Origin of the sequence: Bacteroides sp. OM05-10AA (assembly GCF_003439055.1) — a bacterium.
GTDB classification, from domain to species: Bacteria; Bacteroidota; Bacteroidia; order Bacteroidales; family Bacteroidaceae; genus Bacteroides; species Bacteroides intestinigallinarum.
In genome coordinates, this window is the sequence record NZ_QSUR01000010.1 from 12,419 (window position 1) to 30,141 (window position 17,723).

24 protein-coding genes are annotated in these 17,723 nt (G+C 48.8%); 11 read left to right on the forward strand and 13 right to left on the reverse strand.

Annotation, left to right across the window (positions count from 1 at the left end; translation table 11 throughout):
* Window positions 1–165: 165 nt before the first annotated feature.
* Window positions 166–2,886 (reverse strand): pyruvate, phosphate dikinase, encoded by a 2,721-nt coding sequence (gene ppdK, locus DXB58_RS09455; protein ID WP_122136657.1) that lies wholly within the window; start codon window positions 2,884–2,886, stop codon window positions 166–168.
* A 247-nt stretch (window positions 2,887–3,133) separates the two neighbouring features.
* On the opposite strand from ppdK, the gene rlmD reads away from it, so the two are divergent.
* On the forward strand, window positions 3,134–4,504 hold the full coding sequence (gene rlmD / locus DXB58_RS09465; RefSeq protein WP_255421153.1) for a 23S rRNA (uracil(1939)-C(5))-methyltransferase RlmD: 1,371 nt from the start codon (window positions 3,134–3,136) through the stop codon (window positions 4,502–4,504).
* A gap of 36 nt (window positions 4,505–4,540) precedes the next feature.
* Window positions 4,541–5,461, forward strand: coding sequence for an RluA family pseudouridine synthase (locus tag DXB58_RS09470; RefSeq protein WP_122136658.1), 921 nt, complete (start codon window positions 4,541–4,543; stop codon window positions 5,459–5,461).
* A 70-nt stretch (window positions 5,462–5,531) separates the two neighbouring features.
* Here DXB58_RS09470 and DXB58_RS09475 read toward each other — a convergent pair whose 3' ends face one another.
* Both DXB58_RS09475 and DXB58_RS28415 read right to left on the reverse strand, forming a co-directional pair.
* Window positions 5,532–5,945, reverse strand: a complete 414-nt coding sequence (locus DXB58_RS09475) for a hypothetical protein (RefSeq protein ID WP_004295611.1) — start codon at window positions 5,943–5,945, stop codon at window positions 5,532–5,534.
* Window positions 5,946–6,157: 212 nt separating this feature from the next.
* Window positions 6,158–6,370, reverse strand: coding sequence for a hypothetical protein (locus DXB58_RS28415; RefSeq protein ID WP_007567577.1), 213 nt, complete (start codon window positions 6,368–6,370; stop codon window positions 6,158–6,160).
* A gap of 106 nt (window positions 6,371–6,476) precedes the next feature.
* Here DXB58_RS28415 and DXB58_RS28420 point away from each other — a divergent pair, with 106 nt between their 5' ends.
* From DXB58_RS28420 to DXB58_RS09530, 9 genes are all read left to right on the forward strand, one after another.
* Window positions 6,477–6,887 carry a hypothetical protein gene (locus DXB58_RS28420; RefSeq protein ID WP_004291538.1) on the forward strand — a complete coding sequence of 137 codons (411 nt, stop codon included), beginning with the start codon at window positions 6,477–6,479 and terminating at the stop codon, window positions 6,885–6,887.
* A 161-nt stretch (window positions 6,888–7,048) separates the two neighbouring features.
* Entirely contained in the window at window positions 7,049–7,264 is a 216-nt protein-coding gene (locus DXB58_RS09495) for a hypothetical protein (RefSeq protein WP_004291535.1), read from the forward strand.
* Window positions 7,265–7,275: 11 nt separating this feature from the next.
* The gene (locus DXB58_RS09500; protein ID WP_004291534.1) at window positions 7,276–7,497 is read left to right on the forward strand and encodes a hypothetical protein; all 222 of its coding nucleotides are present in this window, start codon (window positions 7,276–7,278) and stop codon (window positions 7,495–7,497) included.
* 13 nt (window positions 7,498–7,510) lie between these two features.
* Window positions 7,511–7,927: a PcfK-like family protein gene (locus DXB58_RS09505; protein ID WP_004291533.1), complete on the forward strand. Its 417-nt coding sequence runs from the start codon at window positions 7,511–7,513 to the stop codon at window positions 7,925–7,927.
* Window positions 7,924–9,255: a PcfJ domain-containing protein gene (locus DXB58_RS09510; RefSeq protein WP_004291532.1), complete on the forward strand. Its 1,332-nt coding sequence runs from the start codon at window positions 7,924–7,926 to the stop codon at window positions 9,253–9,255. Before DXB58_RS09505 ends, DXB58_RS09510 begins: the two co-directional genes overlap by 4 nt.
* 24 nt (window positions 9,256–9,279) lie before the next feature.
* On the forward strand, window positions 9,280–9,537 hold the full coding sequence (locus DXB58_RS09515; protein ID WP_004291531.1) for a hypothetical protein: 258 nt from the start codon (window positions 9,280–9,282) through the stop codon (window positions 9,535–9,537).
* 19 nt (window positions 9,538–9,556) lie between these two features.
* Complete coding sequence (locus DXB58_RS09520; protein ID WP_004304291.1) at window positions 9,557–9,790, forward strand: DUF3873 domain-containing protein; 234 nt, start codon at window positions 9,557–9,559, stop codon at window positions 9,788–9,790.
* Window positions 9,730–10,032 carry a hypothetical protein gene (locus DXB58_RS09525; protein WP_005783104.1) on the forward strand — a complete coding sequence of 101 codons (303 nt, stop codon included), beginning with the start codon at window positions 9,730–9,732 and terminating at the stop codon, window positions 10,030–10,032. Before DXB58_RS09520 ends, DXB58_RS09525 begins: the two co-directional genes overlap by 61 nt.
* A gap of 53 nt (window positions 10,033–10,085) precedes the next feature.
* The gene (locus tag DXB58_RS09530) at window positions 10,086–10,394 is read left to right on the forward strand and encodes a hypothetical protein (RefSeq protein ID WP_004304290.1); all 309 of its coding nucleotides are present in this window, start codon (window positions 10,086–10,088) and stop codon (window positions 10,392–10,394) included.
* Window positions 10,395–10,427: 33 nt separating this feature from the next.
* Here DXB58_RS09530 and DXB58_RS28425 read toward each other — a convergent pair whose 3' ends face one another.
* From DXB58_RS28425 to traJ, 10 genes are all read right to left on the reverse strand, one after another.
* A complete protein-coding gene (locus DXB58_RS28425; RefSeq protein ID WP_004291527.1) occupies window positions 10,428–10,817 on the reverse strand; it encodes a hypothetical protein in 390 nt (129 codons plus the stop codon).
* A gap of 64 nt (window positions 10,818–10,881) precedes the next feature.
* Window positions 10,882–11,409, reverse strand: a complete 528-nt coding sequence (locus DXB58_RS09540; protein ID WP_004291526.1) for a hypothetical protein — start codon at window positions 11,407–11,409, stop codon at window positions 10,882–10,884.
* Window positions 11,406–11,909 carry a DUF3872 domain-containing protein gene (locus DXB58_RS09545; protein WP_004291525.1) on the reverse strand — a complete coding sequence of 168 codons (504 nt, stop codon included), beginning with the start codon at window positions 11,907–11,909 and terminating at the stop codon, window positions 11,406–11,408. The genes DXB58_RS09540 and DXB58_RS09545 overlap by 4 nt, the downstream gene beginning before the upstream one ends.
* Complete coding sequence (locus DXB58_RS09550) at window positions 11,906–12,808, reverse strand: toprim domain-containing protein (protein ID WP_004291524.1); 903 nt, start codon at window positions 12,806–12,808, stop codon at window positions 11,906–11,908. The genes DXB58_RS09545 and DXB58_RS09550 overlap by 4 nt, the downstream gene beginning before the upstream one ends.
* 7 nt (window positions 12,809–12,815) lie before the next feature.
* Window positions 12,816–13,391, reverse strand: coding sequence for a conjugal transfer protein TraO (locus DXB58_RS09555; protein WP_004291523.1), 576 nt, complete (start codon window positions 13,389–13,391; stop codon window positions 12,816–12,818).
* Window positions 13,392–13,393: 2 nt separating this feature from the next.
* Window positions 13,394–14,380: a conjugative transposon protein TraN gene (traN, locus tag DXB58_RS09560; RefSeq protein ID WP_004291522.1), complete on the reverse strand. Its 987-nt coding sequence runs from the start codon at window positions 14,378–14,380 to the stop codon at window positions 13,394–13,396.
* A 34-nt stretch (window positions 14,381–14,414) separates the two neighbouring features.
* Window positions 14,415–15,767, reverse strand: coding sequence for a conjugative transposon protein TraM (gene traM, locus DXB58_RS09565; protein ID WP_004291521.1), 1,353 nt, complete (start codon window positions 15,765–15,767; stop codon window positions 14,415–14,417).
* A complete protein-coding gene (locus tag DXB58_RS27915) occupies window positions 15,748–16,056 on the reverse strand; it encodes a TraL conjugative transposon family protein (RefSeq protein ID WP_004291520.1) in 309 nt (102 codons plus the stop codon). Before DXB58_RS27915 ends, traM begins: the two co-directional genes overlap by 20 nt.
* Before the next feature lie 6 nt (window positions 16,057–16,062).
* Window positions 16,063–16,686, reverse strand: coding sequence for a conjugative transposon protein TraK (gene traK / locus DXB58_RS09570; protein WP_004291519.1), 624 nt, complete (start codon window positions 16,684–16,686; stop codon window positions 16,063–16,065).
* 31 nt (window positions 16,687–16,717) lie between these two features.
* Entirely contained in the window at window positions 16,718–17,722 is a 1,005-nt protein-coding gene (gene traJ, locus DXB58_RS09575; protein WP_004291518.1) for a conjugative transposon protein TraJ, read from the reverse strand.
* Window position 17,723 lies beyond the last annotated feature (1 nt).

Consider the following 17,723-nt stretch of genomic DNA (forward strand, 5'->3'; position numbering starts at 1 on the left):
TTAAACAAACATTTAGTTAGTTTTTTATAATAAATACCAAATAAATATTGGGTGGTAAACGGACATCAATACCCAACAGGCATAAAATAAAATAGACTGCAAATACTTTCACAAGTATTTACAGTCTATTTATCAGATAGTTAAGTACCTAACCAGCGTATTTGACTATCCTTCTATTGCTGCTTGCGCCGCCGCCAATCTGGCAATCGGCACTCTGAATGGAGAACAACTAACGTAGTTCAAACCTACCCGGTGACAGAACTTCACTGAAGAAGGCTCACCACCATGTTCACCACAAATACCACATTTCAGATCCGGACGGATAGCACGGCCCTTTTCTGTAGCCATACGTACCAACTGTCCCACGCCATTCTGGTCGAGAACCTGGAACGGGTCTACTTTCAAAATCTTCTTTTCCAGATAAACAGGAAGGAAAGAAGCTATATCATCACGAGAATAACCGAAAGTCATCTGCGTTAAGTCATTTGTACCGAATGAGAAGAACTCGGCAGAAGAAGCGATACGGTCGGCAGTCAAAGCGGCACGCGGAATTTCGATCATTGTACCCACTTTGAAGTCAATGCTATCTCCTACTTCCTCAAACAACTTCTTAGCTTCCGCACGGATTACATTTTCCTGCTCCTTGAATTCATACAAGATACCAGTTAGTGGAACCATGATTTCCGGATGAGTTTCCACTCCTTCTTTCTTCAATTCGAGTGCAGCACCCAAAATGGCACGTGTCTGCATCTGTGTAATTTCAGGATAAGTATTTCCCAGACGGCAACCACGGTGACCCAACATCGGGTTATGCTCACACAATGATTCTACACGTTGCTGGATATATTGCAGGCTCACACCCATAGTATCTGCCATTTCCTGCTGTCCCTTCAGATCGTGAGGAACGAACTCATGCAAAGGAGGATCGAGCAAACGAACAGTTACCGGGCAACCAGCCATTGCTTTAAAGATGCCCTTAAAGTCTTCCTGTTGGTATGGAAGAATCTTAGCCAATGCTTTACGACGTCCTTCTGCATTTTCCGCCAGAATCATTTCACGCATTGCCTTGATCTTTTCACCTTCGAAGAACATGTGTTCCGTACGGCAAAGACCAATACCTACTGCACCGAAGTTACGAGCCACTTCCGCATCATGAGGAGTATCCGCATTTGTACGTACCTGCAGACGAGTATACTTATCAGCCAGCGTCATTAATTCGGCAAAGTCACCGGAAAGTTCTGCAGCCTGTGTTTCTACCTTACCATTATATACCACACCTGTACTTCCGTTCAGAGAGATATAATCGCCTTCTTTCAACACAACACCGTCAATTTCTACGGTACGGTTTTTATAATCGATATTCAATGCACCTGCACCCGATACACAGCATTTACCCATACCACGAGCCACAACAGCAGCGTGAGAAGTCATACCGCCACGAGCCGTAAGAATACCTTCGGCAACTGCCATACCGGCCAAGTCTTCCGGAGAAGTTTCGATACGAACCATTACCACACGTTTACCGGCAGCATGCCATTCAGCAGCGTCGTCAGCAAAGAACACAACCTGACCGGTTGCAGCACCCGGAGAAGCCGGAAGACCGCGAGTCAACACTTTGGCTTTCTTCAAAGCATCCTTATCGAATACAGGGTGAAGCAATTCATCGAGTTTATTCGGTTCCACGCGCATCAAAGCAGTCTTTTCGTCAATCATGCCTTGACGGAGCAAGTCCATAGCAATCTTCACCATGGCAGCACCTGTACGTTTACCGTTACGTGTCTGAAGGAACCAGAGTTTACCTTCCTGTACGGTGAACTCCATGTCCTGCATATCTTTATAATGATTTTCCAATTTTGTCTGGAGTGCATCCAGTTCCTTGTAGATTTCCGGCATTGCCTCTTCCATGGAAGGGAATTTAGCTGCACGAACATCTTCAGTCACACCAGCCAATACAGCCCAACGTTGAGAACCGATCTTAGTGATCTGCTGCGGAGTACGGATACCTGCAACTACGTCTTCACCTTGTGCGTTAATCAGGTATTCACCATTGAAAAGGTCTTCACCCGTACCGGCATCACGTGAAAAACAAACACCAGTAGCCGAAGTTTCACCCATATTACCGAACACCATAGCCTGTACATTGACAGCTGTACCCCATTCATCAGGTATACTTTCCATCTTACGGTAAAGGATGGCGCGTTCATTCATCCATGAATCAAATACGGCACAGATAGCTCCCCAAAGTTGTTCGTATGCACAAGTCGGGAAATCTTTTCCGGTCTGTTCTTTTACAGCAGCTTTAAATTTCTTTACGAGCTCCTGCAAGTCTTCCACTTTCAACTCGTTATCCAGTTCTACCCCTTTCGTTTTCTTCACCTCTTCGATGATAGCTTCGAACGGGTCGATATCTTCTTTATTGGTAGGCTTCATACCCAGCACTACGTCACCGTACATCTGTACAAAACGACGGTAAGAGTCCCATGCAAAGCGTGCATTACCTGTCTTACGGATAATACCTTCTACCACTTCGTCATTCAATCCCAAGTTCAGAATCGTATCCATCATACCCGGCATAGATGCGCGCGCACCAGAACGTACAGACACCAACAAAGGATTTTCAACGTCACCGAATTTAGATTTCATCAACGCCTCCACGTGAGTGATCGCTTTTACCACTTCATCTTTCAGCAGCTCAACCACTTTATCACGTCCTAACGTATTGTATTCCGTACAAACATCTGTAGTTATTGTGAATCCGGGAGGGACAGGAATTCCGATTAAATTCATTTCTGCAAGGTTGGCTCCCTTACCACCGAGCAAATTCTTCATGTCAGCCTTTCCTTCTGCCTGACCATTACCAAAGGTATAAACTCTTTTTTTATCCATAATATTGTGTTTAAAGTTACATTATGATTTTTTTCTCTTCGCAAATCTAAGGATATTTCGCAAACTTGAAAACTTTTTGCGAAAAAACTTTCTATCAAAATGCAATTTCGACATTACAATCCGGAATATTTCTGTATACCCGAATTTTTTCCAAAAAAAATACCTACTTTTGCAAAGTAATTATTAGACTGGTGTAAAAGTGGCAAGAAAGAAAAAAGAGCTTCCCTTATTGGAGAAGGTAACAATCATGGATGTGGCTGCCGAAGGAAAAGCCATCGCAAAAGTAAACGACCTGGTGATTTTTGTTCCCTATGTAGTGCCGGGTGATGTCGTAGACCTGCAAATCAAGCGTAAAAAGAATAAATATGCCGAAGCTGAAGCGGTGAAGTTTCACGAGCTGTCGCCCAATCGCGCTGTTCCTTTCTGCCAACACTATGGCGTATGCGGTGGCTGCAAGTGGCAAGTGCTCCCCTATTCGGAGCAAATCAGATATAAGCAAAAGCAAGTGGAAGATAATTTGAGACGTATCGGAAAGATCGAACTTCCCGAAATTTCTCCGATTCTCGGTTCTGACAAGACGGAATTCTACAGGAACAAACTGGAATTCACCTTCTCAAATAAACGCTGGTTGACAAACGAAGAAGTTCGTCAGGATGTGAAGTATGACCAGATGAATGCGGTGGGTTTCCACATTCCGGGAGCCTTTGACAAGGTGCTGGCTATTGAGAAATGCTGGTTACAGGATGATATATCCAACCGTATCCGCAACGCTGTACGTGACTACGCTTACGAACACGATTACTCTTTCATCAATCTGCGTACACAGGAAGGTATGCTGCGGAATATGATTGTACGCACCTCTTCAACTGGCGAACTGATGGTGATCGTTATTTGCAAGATTACGGAAGATCACGAAATGGAACTGTTCAAGCAGTTACTCCAGTTCGTAGCGGACTCTTTCCCTGAAATCACTTCTCTTCTATACATTATTAATAATAAGTGCAATGACACAATCAATGATTTGGATGTGCATGTATTTAAAGGGAAAGATCACATCTTTGAAGAAATGGAGGGACTGCGTTTCAAAGTGGGTCCGAAATCATTCTATCAGACCAACTCGGAACAGGCTTATAACTTATATAAAGTAACCCGTGAATTTGCCGGATTAACAGGTAACGAACTGGTATATGACCTCTATACAGGAACAGGAACAATCGCCAACTTCGTATCACGCCAGGCTCGCCAAGTAATCGGTATCGAATATGTGCCGGAAGCTATCGAAGACGCAAAGGTAAATGCAGAAATCAATGATATCAAGAATGCATTGTTTTATGCCGGTGATATGAAGGATATGCTAACGCAGGATTTCATCAATCAGCATGGACGTCCGGATGTAATCATCACTGACCCTCCCCGTGCCGGTATGCACCAGGATGTAGTTGATGTCATTTTGTTTGCGGAACCGAAACGGATTGTGTATGTAAGTTGTAATCCTGCTACTCAAGCACGGGATTTGCAATTACTCGATGAGAAATACAAGGTGAAAGCCATTCAACCGGTAGATATGTTCCCTCACACCCACCACGTAGAAAATGTGGTGTTGCTGGAACTTCGATAATCCGTGGTGATAATAGAATTTCAAAAGAAAAAAGAAATGGAAAAAAGACCTAGAAAAACTCCTGCTGAAAAAGCACGTGCTCAATATACTAATTATGCAGTGAAAGAACCCATGGAACTAATGGAGTTCCTGGCTGCCAAGATGCCGGACGCAAGTCGTACGAAATTAAAATCATTGCTAAGCAAACGGGTTGTATTTGTTGACAATGTAATCACTACACAATTCAACTTCCCATTGGAACCAGGCATGAAAGTACAAATCAGCAAAGAGAAAGGAAAGAAAGAATTTAATAACAGACTGCTGAAAATCGTGTATGAGGATGCCTATATCATTGTTGTCGAGAAGATGCAAGGACTTTTATCAGTCAATACGGATCGCCAGAAAGAGCGCACGGCCTACACGATACTTAACGAATATGTACAACGCTCCGGACGTCAATTCCGTGTGTTTATCGTTCACCGCCTGGACAGGGATACTTCCGGCCTGATGATGTTTGCCAAAAACGAAAAAACACAGCAGATCCTACGTGACAACTGGCATGATATAGTAACTGACCGCCGATATGTAGCTGTGGTGGAAGGAAATATGGAAAAAGATTATGATACGGTTGTTTCCTGGCTGACTGATAAGACACTTTATGTAAGCTCCAGTGAATACGATGACGGTGGTTCAAAGTCTATTACCCACTATAAGACGATCAAACGTGCCAACGGATATTCTCTTTTGGAACTCGATCTGGAAACCGGCCGGAAAAATCAGATTCGTGTACACATGCAGGATTTAGGTCATCCTATTATCGGCGATGGAAGATATGGAAGAGAAGATTCTCCCAACCCTATCGGACGACTGGCACTCCATGCTTTCAAACTTTGTTTCTATCATCCGGTAACGGGAGATTTGATGGAGTTCGAGACGCCTTATCCGGCGGAGTTTAAGAAGTTGTTTCTGAAAAAATAAATTCCTATATTTAAAAATAAAGCCAGAATCATAATCGACTCTGGCTTTATTTTTAATCTTCATTATTATTTTATTGACGCCTCATATAAAATGGCTGTCCATCTATTCTATCTCTAAAATCCTGCCAATTATTATACCATGTTCCACTAAATGTCCTGCCGGTAGCTTCTGCACCCCAAATATAGGCATAAGTGCGGTCACCGTAGAAAAATAATTCCATTGAATTATATCCTCCATCAATCCATCTCCACTCAAAAACCAGATAATTTGGATCACCAGCAGAACCAATCGTTCCTTGATTTCTCGCATTAAATGTCATGAGCGTACCTCTTCCCCAGGTATATGCCCCGAAATCAATTTCTTCATTAGTATACCACTCGCCAGGCAGATTAAATTCTGTCTCTTCTTCACTCTCACACGAAGTAAAGCCAACCAATAAAGTCAGCATCATTAAGATACCTGCATATCTTTTTATCATTTTCATAATTCTCTAGTTTATTGCGTTTATTAATACAAAATTAGCATTTTATATTTACTATACATCACAAGCCACAAGTTTTTTGTACCTTTGCCATACGAAGTTACGAAAAGAGTGTAATTTATTGGAAATGAGCGTAGGTTAATTGCTCTTGATAGTAATAGGTTACGATTTAGTTAGTTATCTACTGCATTATCCTTCTGCGCGTTGCGTAACCTTCAAAGAACTCTTCGTATGCAAAAGTAGCTATTTAATTCGAGATTTTGATATAAACTCCCGTTTTTTATCCCCTCATTCATAAGAATTTTCCGTAAAAGCGGTATTGTCCGTCGGCACACCATTGCCCAAAACGAGTTTGGAACAAACGTGTGCCGACTACCGCATAGCTGGAGAAAAGGGCATTGCCTCACGCCTAAACGATGTTTAGACAGATGAAGCAATGCCCCTTTCTTTTGCGCCTATGCCAAGAGGTGCTTTTACGGGTTTTCAAATGATTTTTCTTTTTTCGCTGTCTCTTTTGCCGGAAGCGGAAAGTGAATGCAGAGTGTGTCAGCCTGCCCCATGAATGAAACAGGCGCCCACACACAGCCGGACAAACCGGGAAGAATGATTGTTGCCACCCGGCTGAACAAGTTCCGTCGGATCGGAAACAATCATACTTCCTTTGTTGTGGTTTGCCCTTTTCACGCTTCCGGTGATGTCTTTTTCCTTTTGGTGATTCTTTTTTTTACGGATTTTCCCCTGAAGTTTTTTTCTACACAATCTGCCTCTGTTTTCGTTTACCTCCATTTTGCGCCTTTCAGTAAGCCGCATCAGTCAGTCATTTTCGTTCTGGGCGCAAAGGTAATTCCGGGATTGGACGGGAAAGCAAGGTCAAGCCTCCTGTTTTCGGTAAAAATCTCCAGCCCTGCGGGTAGTATTTTGACCGAAAAACCTTGCATTCCCTAATCCCTACCTTTTCAAGCACCCGAAACGAAAACGACCGATGCGACAGAAAGACGCATAAAAAAAATGTCGGATAAACGAGAGGCAGATAAGATAGTTTGAAACTCAACTCCCTCAGCTCTTGAATCCGCATTAAAAACAAAAAAATCAAAAACAGCGAAGATATGACGGCAACGGCAAATTTCAGACAAATGGCGCAACACATCGGGTTGGCGATATGCGGCTTGATGATGCGCACCGCCTTCGGGGTGTTCGGCATCCTTTGGGGCATCATCAGAGAGATTGTAAACGGAGTGTTCCGAGTGGCGATAGGTGTAATCGTGGCTATCCTTTCCACCATTGCCTTCTTTGGCTTCATCCTTTGGTTATTCACCCTTTAACCCTTACCGACATGGCAAAAAGAAACAGCAAGACGGCAGCGCAGCAGTGCAGATATTACGAGGTGGACAACATCTTCGTGTATATGGTGGAAACGTACATCAACGGCAATTTTGAAACTTTCCGAAGATTGTACCACGAACTGAACAAGGACGCACGGAGGGATTTCATGGACTTCCTTCTCAGCGAGGTAGAGCCGACCTATTGGAGAGAGATACTGAAACAGATAATCTAAAAATGACAGCGATATGAAAGGAACAGACCATTTCAAGAGAACGATATATATGTACTTGGAACAGCGTGCGGAGGAAGATGCGCTATTTGCAAAGAAGTACCGCAACCCTGCCAAGAACATGGACGAGTGCGTGACCCACATTCTGAACTATGTGCAGAAAAGCGGTTGCAACGGTTTCACGGACGGAGAGATATTCGGGCAAGCCATCCACTACTATGAGGAAAACGAGATAGAGGTGGGCAAACCGATGGACTGCCAAGTGGTTGTGAACCACGTTGTGAAACTCACGGCAGAGGAAAAGGCGGAGGCACGTCAGAACGCTGTCCGCAAATACCAAGAGGAGGAACTCCGCAAGTTGCAGAACCGCCACAGACCGTCAGCGAGAAAAGAAAACCAACCCCAACCCTCATTATTTGATTTAGGCTTATGAAACCGAAGACCAAGATACAGAAAGAGGTGGCAAGACTTTCCGCCAACCTTCGCCCCATATCAGCGACACAAATAGATTGGGCATACCGCCACTGCGTTGAGCATATCGGCTACCGCACCAAGAAAGGGAACATCACCTGTTCCGACTGCGGTCACGAGTGGCACAGCGACAGCGGACTATGCGACACCCTTGAAGGCTGCACCTGCCCCAAATGCCATGCCGAACTCAAAGTGCAGGACACACGCAGACGCATCTACAAGGAAACGCAGAATTTCAGCGTGATAACCACCTGCAAAGGGTATCAGGTAATCCGCGTGGCGCAGGTCAGATGCGAGAGCAGGAAAGGCGAACCGATGCGTTTCTACTGCCACGAGGTCGTGCAGCGTTGGATTTCACCCGACGGCAAGGTTACGGACATGGCGTTGCTCCGTGGCTTCCTTTTCTGCTATTGCGATGTGTGGGCATTAGGCAGCGATATGGAGGTAAGACCGCACAACAGCCTATACGATGATGTGGTGGCAAGAAGCTGTGCATATCCAAAGATGAGGATATTGCCCCAACTCAGACGTAACGGCTTCAAGGGCGATTTCCACGGCATCTCCCCCGTGCGTCTTTTCAAAGCCTTGCTTTCAGACCCAAGAATTGAAACCCTTATGAAAGGCGGTGAGATTGAGGTCATGAAACACTTTCTTTTCAATACCCGTACTGCCGATGAATGTTGGGCATCATATCTGATTGCCAAGCGTCACAAGTATCAGATAGACAACCTCTCAATGTGGTGCGACTATCTGCGTATGCTCAAAAAACTCGGTCAAGACCTCCGTAACCCGAAGAACATCTGTCCCGAAGATTTCATGGCGGCACACGACAACGCAACCCGAAAAATTGAAGCCATACACGAGAAGGAAAGAGCCGCAGAGCAACGCCGTTGGGAGATTGAAAGGCGTGAGCGTGAGCAACAGCGACAACTCCAACGAAAGAAAGATGCGGAGGATTTCATCGCCAACAAATCCAAATTCTTCGGCTTGGTAATCACGGACGAGGAAATAATCGTCAAGGTGCTTGAAAGCATAGACGAGTATTATAACGAGGGCAAGACGCAGGGCATCTGCGTGTTTGGCAGTGGATACTACAAGAAAGCCGACACCCTCATACTATCGGCAAGGATTGGCGATGAGATTATTGAAACCGTAGAGGTGGACTTGCGAACCCTCGAAGTGGTGCAGTGCCACGGCAAGCACAACCAGGACACCGAATATCACGAGCGCATCATAGACCTTGTGAACAAGAACGCCAACCTTATCCGTGAGCGGATGAAAGCGGCATAGCATAACCCCTAAAACAACATTGATATGGAAGTAAGAATTGAAAGTATGATTTGTGTGTGGGATGATGCAATCCCCACGATGTTCCTTGAATTTGTGAACCTCCTCACTCTCACAACGAGTGAGGGGGAATTGAGAAAGAGCGTAAAGGAGTTTGCCGAGAAGCACGAACTTGACAAGTTTTTCCTTTACGGCTTCGGCTCACACCATTTCTACCTGCACCAACGCTACACAAGCAACCCCGAAATGGTGATGAAGAACAGAGTTCTGTCAGTACATTTTTAACCATCTAAAAAGCAACATTATGACAACACGAATGACCATCAACGGAGTAAGCACCTGCGCGGAAGCAGGTACGGAGAAATACGAGCGTTTCCAATCGGGTATCGGAAGACGCAGGCGGACACTTGTGCAGTACGACTACCGCCACCCCATAGACAGAGAATTGTTCTCTTGTGTCAAACCCACGTTGGACGAGTGCCGAGCCGCACGGGACAAGTGGCTGAACGCAAAGAAGGGAAAGGAGGACAGACTATGAACACGACCTATCAAACGCTGATAGTCAAGTTCAGCGAACCTATCACGGCATTGGACGGTATCTTTGACGATACCGGAGCGTGGGGAACGGACACCCTCAAGGGGTGGATAGATGATTACGAAAGCACACGTTTCACCGCCACCGACAGCCATACGGCAGTCATCACGAGCGAGTACAATATGGAATGTGTGAAAGAGTGGCTACAACGGCAGACCCCCATTTCCGAAATGCGAGAATTTTGAACGGGATGGCGGTGTCCGCACCGCCAATACTTAAAACCCTAAAAACAAAAGATATGATAGCCAAGACGATATTACAGCAGATAGGCGGAAAACGCTTCACCGCCATGACAGGTAGCCGTGATTTCATAGATATGGGCAACGGCTTACGGATGAGCCTTGCAAGGAACAAAACAAGTGCCAACCGCCTTGACATCATCTATGACGAAGGGGCAGACCTCTACAATATGCGCTTCTACCGCAGGACGTTCAGCAAAAAGACCTTTGAGTGCAAGACAAAGGACATTGCCGTACACGAGGGTATCTATTTTGATATGCTGGAGGAAATGTTCACGATGGTGACGGGACTTTACACACGCTTTTGAGTGGCGGGGCGGCGAGAGCCGCCCTACTTTCTTTCAGTGAGCATGATGGCGGACAAAGAAAGTAGCAAAGAAACCTTTGTCCAATCTGCGATAACTAAAAAATCCGCAAGTAAAACTTGCGGAGGCTATATATTGGGTCGTTATTTTTTGGTGGAGGGGAATGATAATCTCGAACCGTTGAACTACACATTTCTGCTTCGTCTCCATTTCCCCCAACGATTTGATACGTTCAATCATTTTTGTTGTTCCTTTCTGAATTTTCCTAAATACTTTCTTCATAATTTCGCTATACTTTTTATGGTTAATAACTATGTTTTGTATTGCTCTCACAACACTTACAACTTGAAGTGTTATTTGGAAACCGATAGGCAAAAATGGCTCAACGATGTCAATTAACGAGAAAATCCTACGATAATCTATCAAGTGATAGAGCAAAAGACGTGCCAAGTTAAATATGGCACGTCTTTTGCCAGTTTTGTCAGTCCTTTTATGGGATATACAACAGCGCAAACTCCGCCTTTCTCCGTTTGAGCAGCATGGCGTGGCGTTTTCCTTTGTAGTTGCAGAAGGCTATATACTCACGGTAGATGTTCCTGTCACCAGCTTCCAGCTTCTTGATTAAGGTGCTTTTGGGGATTGTTTTGCTGCCTAACAGCTTCGCCGGTCCCACATTGTAAGCTAACGTGCCAAGCAAAATCGAATCAACCCCGAATTTACGGAACATGGCGACAAATTTGCGCAGGTCTTTCCGCAAAAGTTCATCCGCATCCCGTTTTGTCATGGTTCGTGCCGAATACTTCTCGTTTGGCAAAAGTTTGTGACCCCAACCGACGTATGGGTAGTGTTTTTCTGAGTGCCAGCCTTCAAAGTAGCGGCAGCATAAAAAAGCACGTTCCATAAGCGGCAGTCGGTAGATTGCCGCCTGCCCGTCCGTTCCCTCTTGGCGGCTGATCTGCGCGGACACAGAACAGACCGTCAGAAGTGAACAGAGCATTGTCATGAATACACGCATCATTTCAACAAGGGGCTGAAGTTGCCGATGGGAACGATGGTAAGATCGTCGTCCTTTACATTCCTGTTGTTGAAGTCAAATTCCAGTTCGTAGGAGTTGCTAAAGTTATCCTCCACCACCACGATGAAATTATGCGCCTCATCACCCGCCGCCGTGTAGTACAGGCGGAATTTTTCGTTCTCCAGCAGGTAGCGGTCGTTAGGCAGGAAGGTGATGCCGTTATCCATTTTGAGCGAGCCTTCCCCCTCGAACTGGAAATAGCGGATGGTATAGAGCGTACCCGAAAAGTCGCCCTCCTTTTTCAGTTCACAGCGGATTTCCACTGTCTGCCCCTTTACTACCTTGTTCGGCACGGGCATGACCTCCACCGTGAAGGGATAGGACTGCTGGATGTCCATGTCATCGTCACATGACACGAGGGTGAATGACATGGCGGCTATCAGGCATAACGCCACTGCCTTGAATATTGATGTTCTCTTGTTTCTGTTGTTCAGTATGTTCATTGTTCTTCGATTTTTAGATGGTTGTTTTTCTGTTTTTTCGTTGTCAGTTGCAGGTACTCGTTCAAGTCCTTGCAACCGTCATAGAGGGAGGAACGGTCGGTGACACGTTCCCCGTATCGCATGGTAAGTGCGGCAAGCGTCCGCCGTCCGGCTTCGTCACGGTCGAGGAAGCAGCCGATGCGCCCGTATCCGTCCAGCAATCCCGCCGCCTTCTCCACGTTGGCGACTGAGTTCAGCACAAGACAGTCAGCGTTACCGGTTACACCAAGCGTCACGGCAGAGAGAAAGTCCATGAAGCCCTCGAACACGAGGCACTCGTCAGCCGGGATGTCATTCGCCTTTACCAGTGATACAGACTTCGGAGGTATGCAACCCTTGAAATATCGGCTTCTGACTTCATAGCCACCTGCCATGTTCGGAAAGCCAACGGCAAAATACCGTTTCCCACGCACACCGTAGTTCAAGCGGCAGCAGTGACGGGATGCGATGGCGTAAGGGATGCCCCGTTCCTCTAAATACTCCGTCAGCAGTGAGCGGAGCAGCGGAGCGACCTCCACATCCTCAAAAACGGATTCGGTCGGCTTCGAGAGATAGACGGGCTTTTCCCATCCGGCAACCGTCATATTGGCGGCTTCCGCTATGAACTTCGCTTGCTTCATGAAGTCATCGCTTTGCAGAAACTCCCCGGCAAGCGTGAAGATGTCGCCGCCCTTGCCCAAACCGAAGTCGTACCAGAGCTGTTTCGCCACGTTCACACGGAAAGAGGATGTGCGCTCGCCCCTGTACGGGGCAAGATACCACAGCTCGTTACCGCTCCTTCTGACAGGCTCATGCCCCAGCCGTGCGAGAAAATCCGCAAGCGGCATCCTTCTGACAGCATCTATTTCCGTCCTTTCCATGCCCGTGTCAGTTGATGATGAACTTGATACCGACCCCGAACTGCGTGTGGAACTTCCGTGTGTCGCCACCCCAAAGGCAACGCTCCCGCAGGTTGGCAAGCAGGGCGATACGGTCTGCCACGTAACACTCCACATCGAGCGTCAGCGCACCGCCGTAGATGAAGGCGTCCCGGTCGTGCAGCGTGGAGCCGTCATGCAGCACCTTCTTCCCCCAATTTACCGCCTCATATCCGGCGAGAGCCGAAGCCCCGGCATAGACGAAAACAATCTTTCGGGCGTCCGACAGTATCTTGAAGTAATAGCCGCCCTCCGCCGTGAACTGCGCCACGGGTATCTTGGTGTCCTTGTAGGGATTGTTCTTCAACAGGTATTCGCCACCGAACACCCACTTGTTCCCCTTCTTCGTGTAGGTGGAGAGAGCCGCCCCGAAGCTGTACCCGCCGTCCTTGCCGCCGAGATTGAAGCCGTCCGCCATGTCCGCCCTCACCTCGATGCCCTGCATCTTCGGCAGACACCGCTGGGCGTGCGCCTGCCCTGTAAAAAGGGCAAGCGACGCGATGATTATTGCGATGTACTTTCTCATGGTCAGCGTACTTGAAGTTCGTTGATGGTACCCGCGCGTACCAAATCCTCGTTCTCAATCACGAAGGACTGGTGACGGCCGCCGTTCTTCTCGTTCAATTCCACCACGAGGCACTTGTCATCGGGGATGGTGAACTTCGCCATCGTGAAGACCGTGCGCTCGCTCTTTTTGCCCGGCACGAGGGTGGCGTAGTTCTGCGCGCGGAGCGGCAGAATAATCTGCTCCTGCACGGCAGTACGCTTCGCAACCTTCTTGTCCACGATTTTCCAAGTGATGTAGTCCACATCGAAAGGCACGTTGCTCTGGTTCTTTATCTCCGTGTGGAAATAAAGCAAGCCGTTGTGCGTGTAGATGCCTTTCAACAGGTATTGGATGCCGAAACGCTTGCAGCCGATATGCTTCACCTCGCGCTTGTTCTGTTTGTGGATGGACTTCATGATAAGGCGCACCAGCATCGGGCTTTCGCTGCCCAGCTCTTTCAGATAGATTTCCTGCGCGTTGTTCGGGCGGTTCACCGTGCTGCCGTCATGGATGAAGTCGCACATCTCCACGTTGAGCAACAGCGGTTCGGCGGCGTACTTCACGTTGAAGGTGTAGAAACTGCCGTCCTCCGTGATGACGGACATATTCGTTTCGTTGGGAAAATTCCTTACGGTAGCCTTCACACGGATGATGTTCTCCGCTCCGTCGGCTTTCCCGGCAATCAGGTCGGGCGAGCCTAAATCGACATAGCGCACCTCCGCCGGAAAAATGACGTGGACGGTCTTGTCGTAGGTCACTTCCAGACCGTGCGGCGGTATCATGCGGTCGAAGGTCAGCTTGCGTGACAGCCCGTGATATAGGTCGCCGTCCGCCTCCTTCTGCGGATAGACCTCCTTCGTCAAGGTCGGTTGTTCACTTCCGTTGGTCGTTTCAACGGTTACATTCTCCTGCGCGTTGGCAGTTATGATGCCCATAGCGAGGGCAAACATGATGATTACTTTTCTCATTACTTTTGGATTTTAGTGGTAATTTTTATTGTTTTCAATATTTTTCTTGGTAAAGCATGACCCTGTACCCGGCTTTCAGATGCACCTTGACGGTTCGCATCTTTTTGGCGATGTACTGGCTCGTGCCTTGTATCAGCCCCTTGCCCAAGTCGGAGGCGAGCTGCGCCCCGGCATTGGTGGAGATGTTGATGCTGCTTCCCAGCGAGCCGCCCATGTTGGCGGCGACCTCCCGGACGGCGTTCATCTCCATCGAGTTCGGGATGAAGATGCCGGGCTGTCCGTCCGTGTCATAGACCGCAAGCTCCACGGGGATAATCGTGCCGTCGTATTCCAGCGAGGTAATCTCGATGTCGAGCCGCTCACCCTGTATCTTGCCCGTGCCGACCACCACCGCACCCCGGGGTATTGTCCTGCCTGCCACCGCCATAGGCTCCAGCAGGCGCAGCCTTACCGTCTGCCCGTCCGTCACGCTCTGCGCCCCATGCACGCACGCCGGTATGGTGTTCCTGTCCAATACCTCCGCCGTGCCGACAGCCGTGTTGAAACCCCGGTTGCGTTCCTGCGATAAGGCGGCGACAAACTCCGCGTTACTCATAGGCTGTGAGAGTGAAGAAACTACTTGATGCTCCACCTGTCTGATAGGCATTGCCTTGTTCTTCTTCCCTTTCTGCACGGTAGTTGGCTCTGCCCTCTGTTCCGCCGATGGCTGTCCTCCGTTCTGACCGCCCATGTACTTTGCCGCCAGCTCGTAGGACTTCTCCATAAGAGCCACCTGCTCGTCCATAGAGGAAGCCTTGCCCCTCTCGCTTTCCAGTTCCGACTCCAGCGATGCGATGCGCTCCAACAATTCGTCCATCTCCGCATTGTCGTTTTTCGGCTGGTCGTAGAAGTTTCCGAGCGTGGCGTTCAGGTCACGGTAGGCGGCTGCGGAGGACTGGATGGTCTGCGGCGTGGCTGGCTTTGCCCTTTCTTCCTTGCCGCCCGGATTGGCGAGGTCGAAGTCCACTCCGTTCTCCGTTCCCGCTATCTCGCGGTCGAACATGTCGCCCAGCTGCCCGATGGCACGGTTGCGGCTCTCCTGACGCTCTTCCATCTCCCCATGCTCGTAGGCTTTCAGCTTGTCGCCGATAATCTGCCGGTTCGCCTTGTCAGCGTCGGGCATCTCGGTGTTGTATCCGTCCGTTCCCGGCGGTTGCTCCTTGCCGGAGGACGGGGCGAATATCAGCCACATCGCCCCGATGAACACCAACACCATAGCGGGCAGCACGATCATCTTCTGCCGTTTCAGCCGTTGCGCCTCTGTCAGCGGTTCGCGCTCCTTTTTCGGTTTCCCCGTTTCGGGAGCAGCTTTGTTCTCTTTCGTCGGTTCATTCTTTGTCTGTTCCATATAAATAAGGTGTTAAGTGATTGCCTGTTTCCGCCGGGGTCGGCAGTTCCACCCGTCCGGCGTGTCCCGTTTCCATATGTGAGCCGTCGTTCCTGCCGATGTCATAGACGGCTCTGCCGAAGGTGTAAAGGGCAAGCACCGCGAAGGCGGCGAACATCCCCAGCACGATGCGGCGGCGTGTTTCCGGCGGCAAGCCGTCCAGATACCCTTTGAGACTTGCCGCCAAGCGTTTCCGTTTGTCGTGGAGTTTCCAATACATGCCCCACATTGATTTTCTGATACTTTTCATGTCCTGTTACCGTTTGATAGTCTGTAAATCCTTGTTCTCAATGATGGTGAAACCCTCGATGGTAAAACCGTTCGGGTTGTCATCCGACCGCGATGCGTTCAGCAGGCGGCAGGTGGTCACGAGGCTGCGCTCGGTGACGTTGCTCTGCCGGATGATTTTCTGTGTGGCGTAGGTCACGGCACGGTAGGGATAGGCGTTGAAGTCGCACACCACGCTGTCCACCTTCAGCACTTGGTTGATGTTCCCGGCGATGATGCGGTTGTAGTACCCCTTCTCCGCGAAGTCCGAATAATAGTGGTACACGCTCTTGTCCGCCAGCAGCAAGGCACGTTTCACGTTGTGTTCAATCGCGCTTTTTTCAGGTGATAGCGTGAAGAACATCTCGTGGAAACGGCGCACATGTTCCCGTGCCTCCGCCGGGCGGTTCTGCGACAAATCCTGAGACAAGGCGAGCATCAGGCTCTTGCCGTTGTCCAGCACATAGATTTTCTCCCGTTGCTTCTCTGCGAAACGGTAGGAGTTCCACACGCTCCACACCGTCACCACGGCGCACAGCGAGAGGAAGACGATACCGAACAGGCGTATCTGCCTGAACGACGATTCGATGTTTCTAAGTGATTTGAATTCCATTTATATTTTCCAATTTATGATTGCACATTGATTATTTCAGCAATTTGCCGACACGTCCGACTGCGTTTCCTGCGGCTGCACCCGCCACGCTGCCCGCCATGCTTCCGGCTCGTCCCGCCATCTGGTTCACGTTGCGACCGTAACCGCCCATGCCTCCGGCTTGGATAATCCAGCCCGCAACGGTGGGAATGGTAAAGTAGCCGATGATGCCGATGCAGAGGAATACGATATACACCCCGTCGCTCGAATCCAGCGAGAAGTTCGGGTCTGCCTGCATCCGCTCGATGTCGTTTTGCAGCATCAGAACCTGTATCTTCGCCAGTATGGTGCTGAACATGTCCGATACCGGTAGCCACAGATAGACCTGTATATAGCGGCATATCCACTGCGTGAGCGTGTTTTGGAAACCGTCCCATACCGACAGGGCGAAGGCTATCGGACCGAGAATCGCCAGCACCACGAGAAAGAAGGTGCGGACGGTGTCTATCACGAGGGCGGCGGCTTGGAACAGCAGTTCGAGTATCTCGCGGAAGAAGTCGCGGATGCTCTTCTTCATGTTGTACATTCCCCGGTCGATATACATTCCCGCCATCGTCACCATGTCGGAGGGCGACCAGCCGAGTTCCTCCAGTTGCTTGTCAAATTCCTCGTTGGACACGAGGTAGGCGGTTTCGGGGTTGCGTACCATCGCCTCGTATTCCAGTTTGTCCTTCTGCTCCCGGTATCGGTTCATGTCCAGCGTTTCCGCCTCCAGCATCTTTGCCGTGCCCTGTACGACGGGTGAGAGGATGCTGTTTATCGTGCCCAGCACCACAGTCGGGAAGAACATGATGCACAGACCGATGGCAAAAGGACGGAGCATCGGGAATACGTCTATCGGTTCAGCTCTCGCCAGCGACTGCCATACCCGGTAGGCGACGTAGAACAGCGCACCCAGCCCGGCGATGCCTTTCGCCACACCAGCCATGTCCCCACACAGCGGCATCATCTGCTCATAAAGTGAACGTAAAATCTGATGAAGGTTGTCGAACTTCATA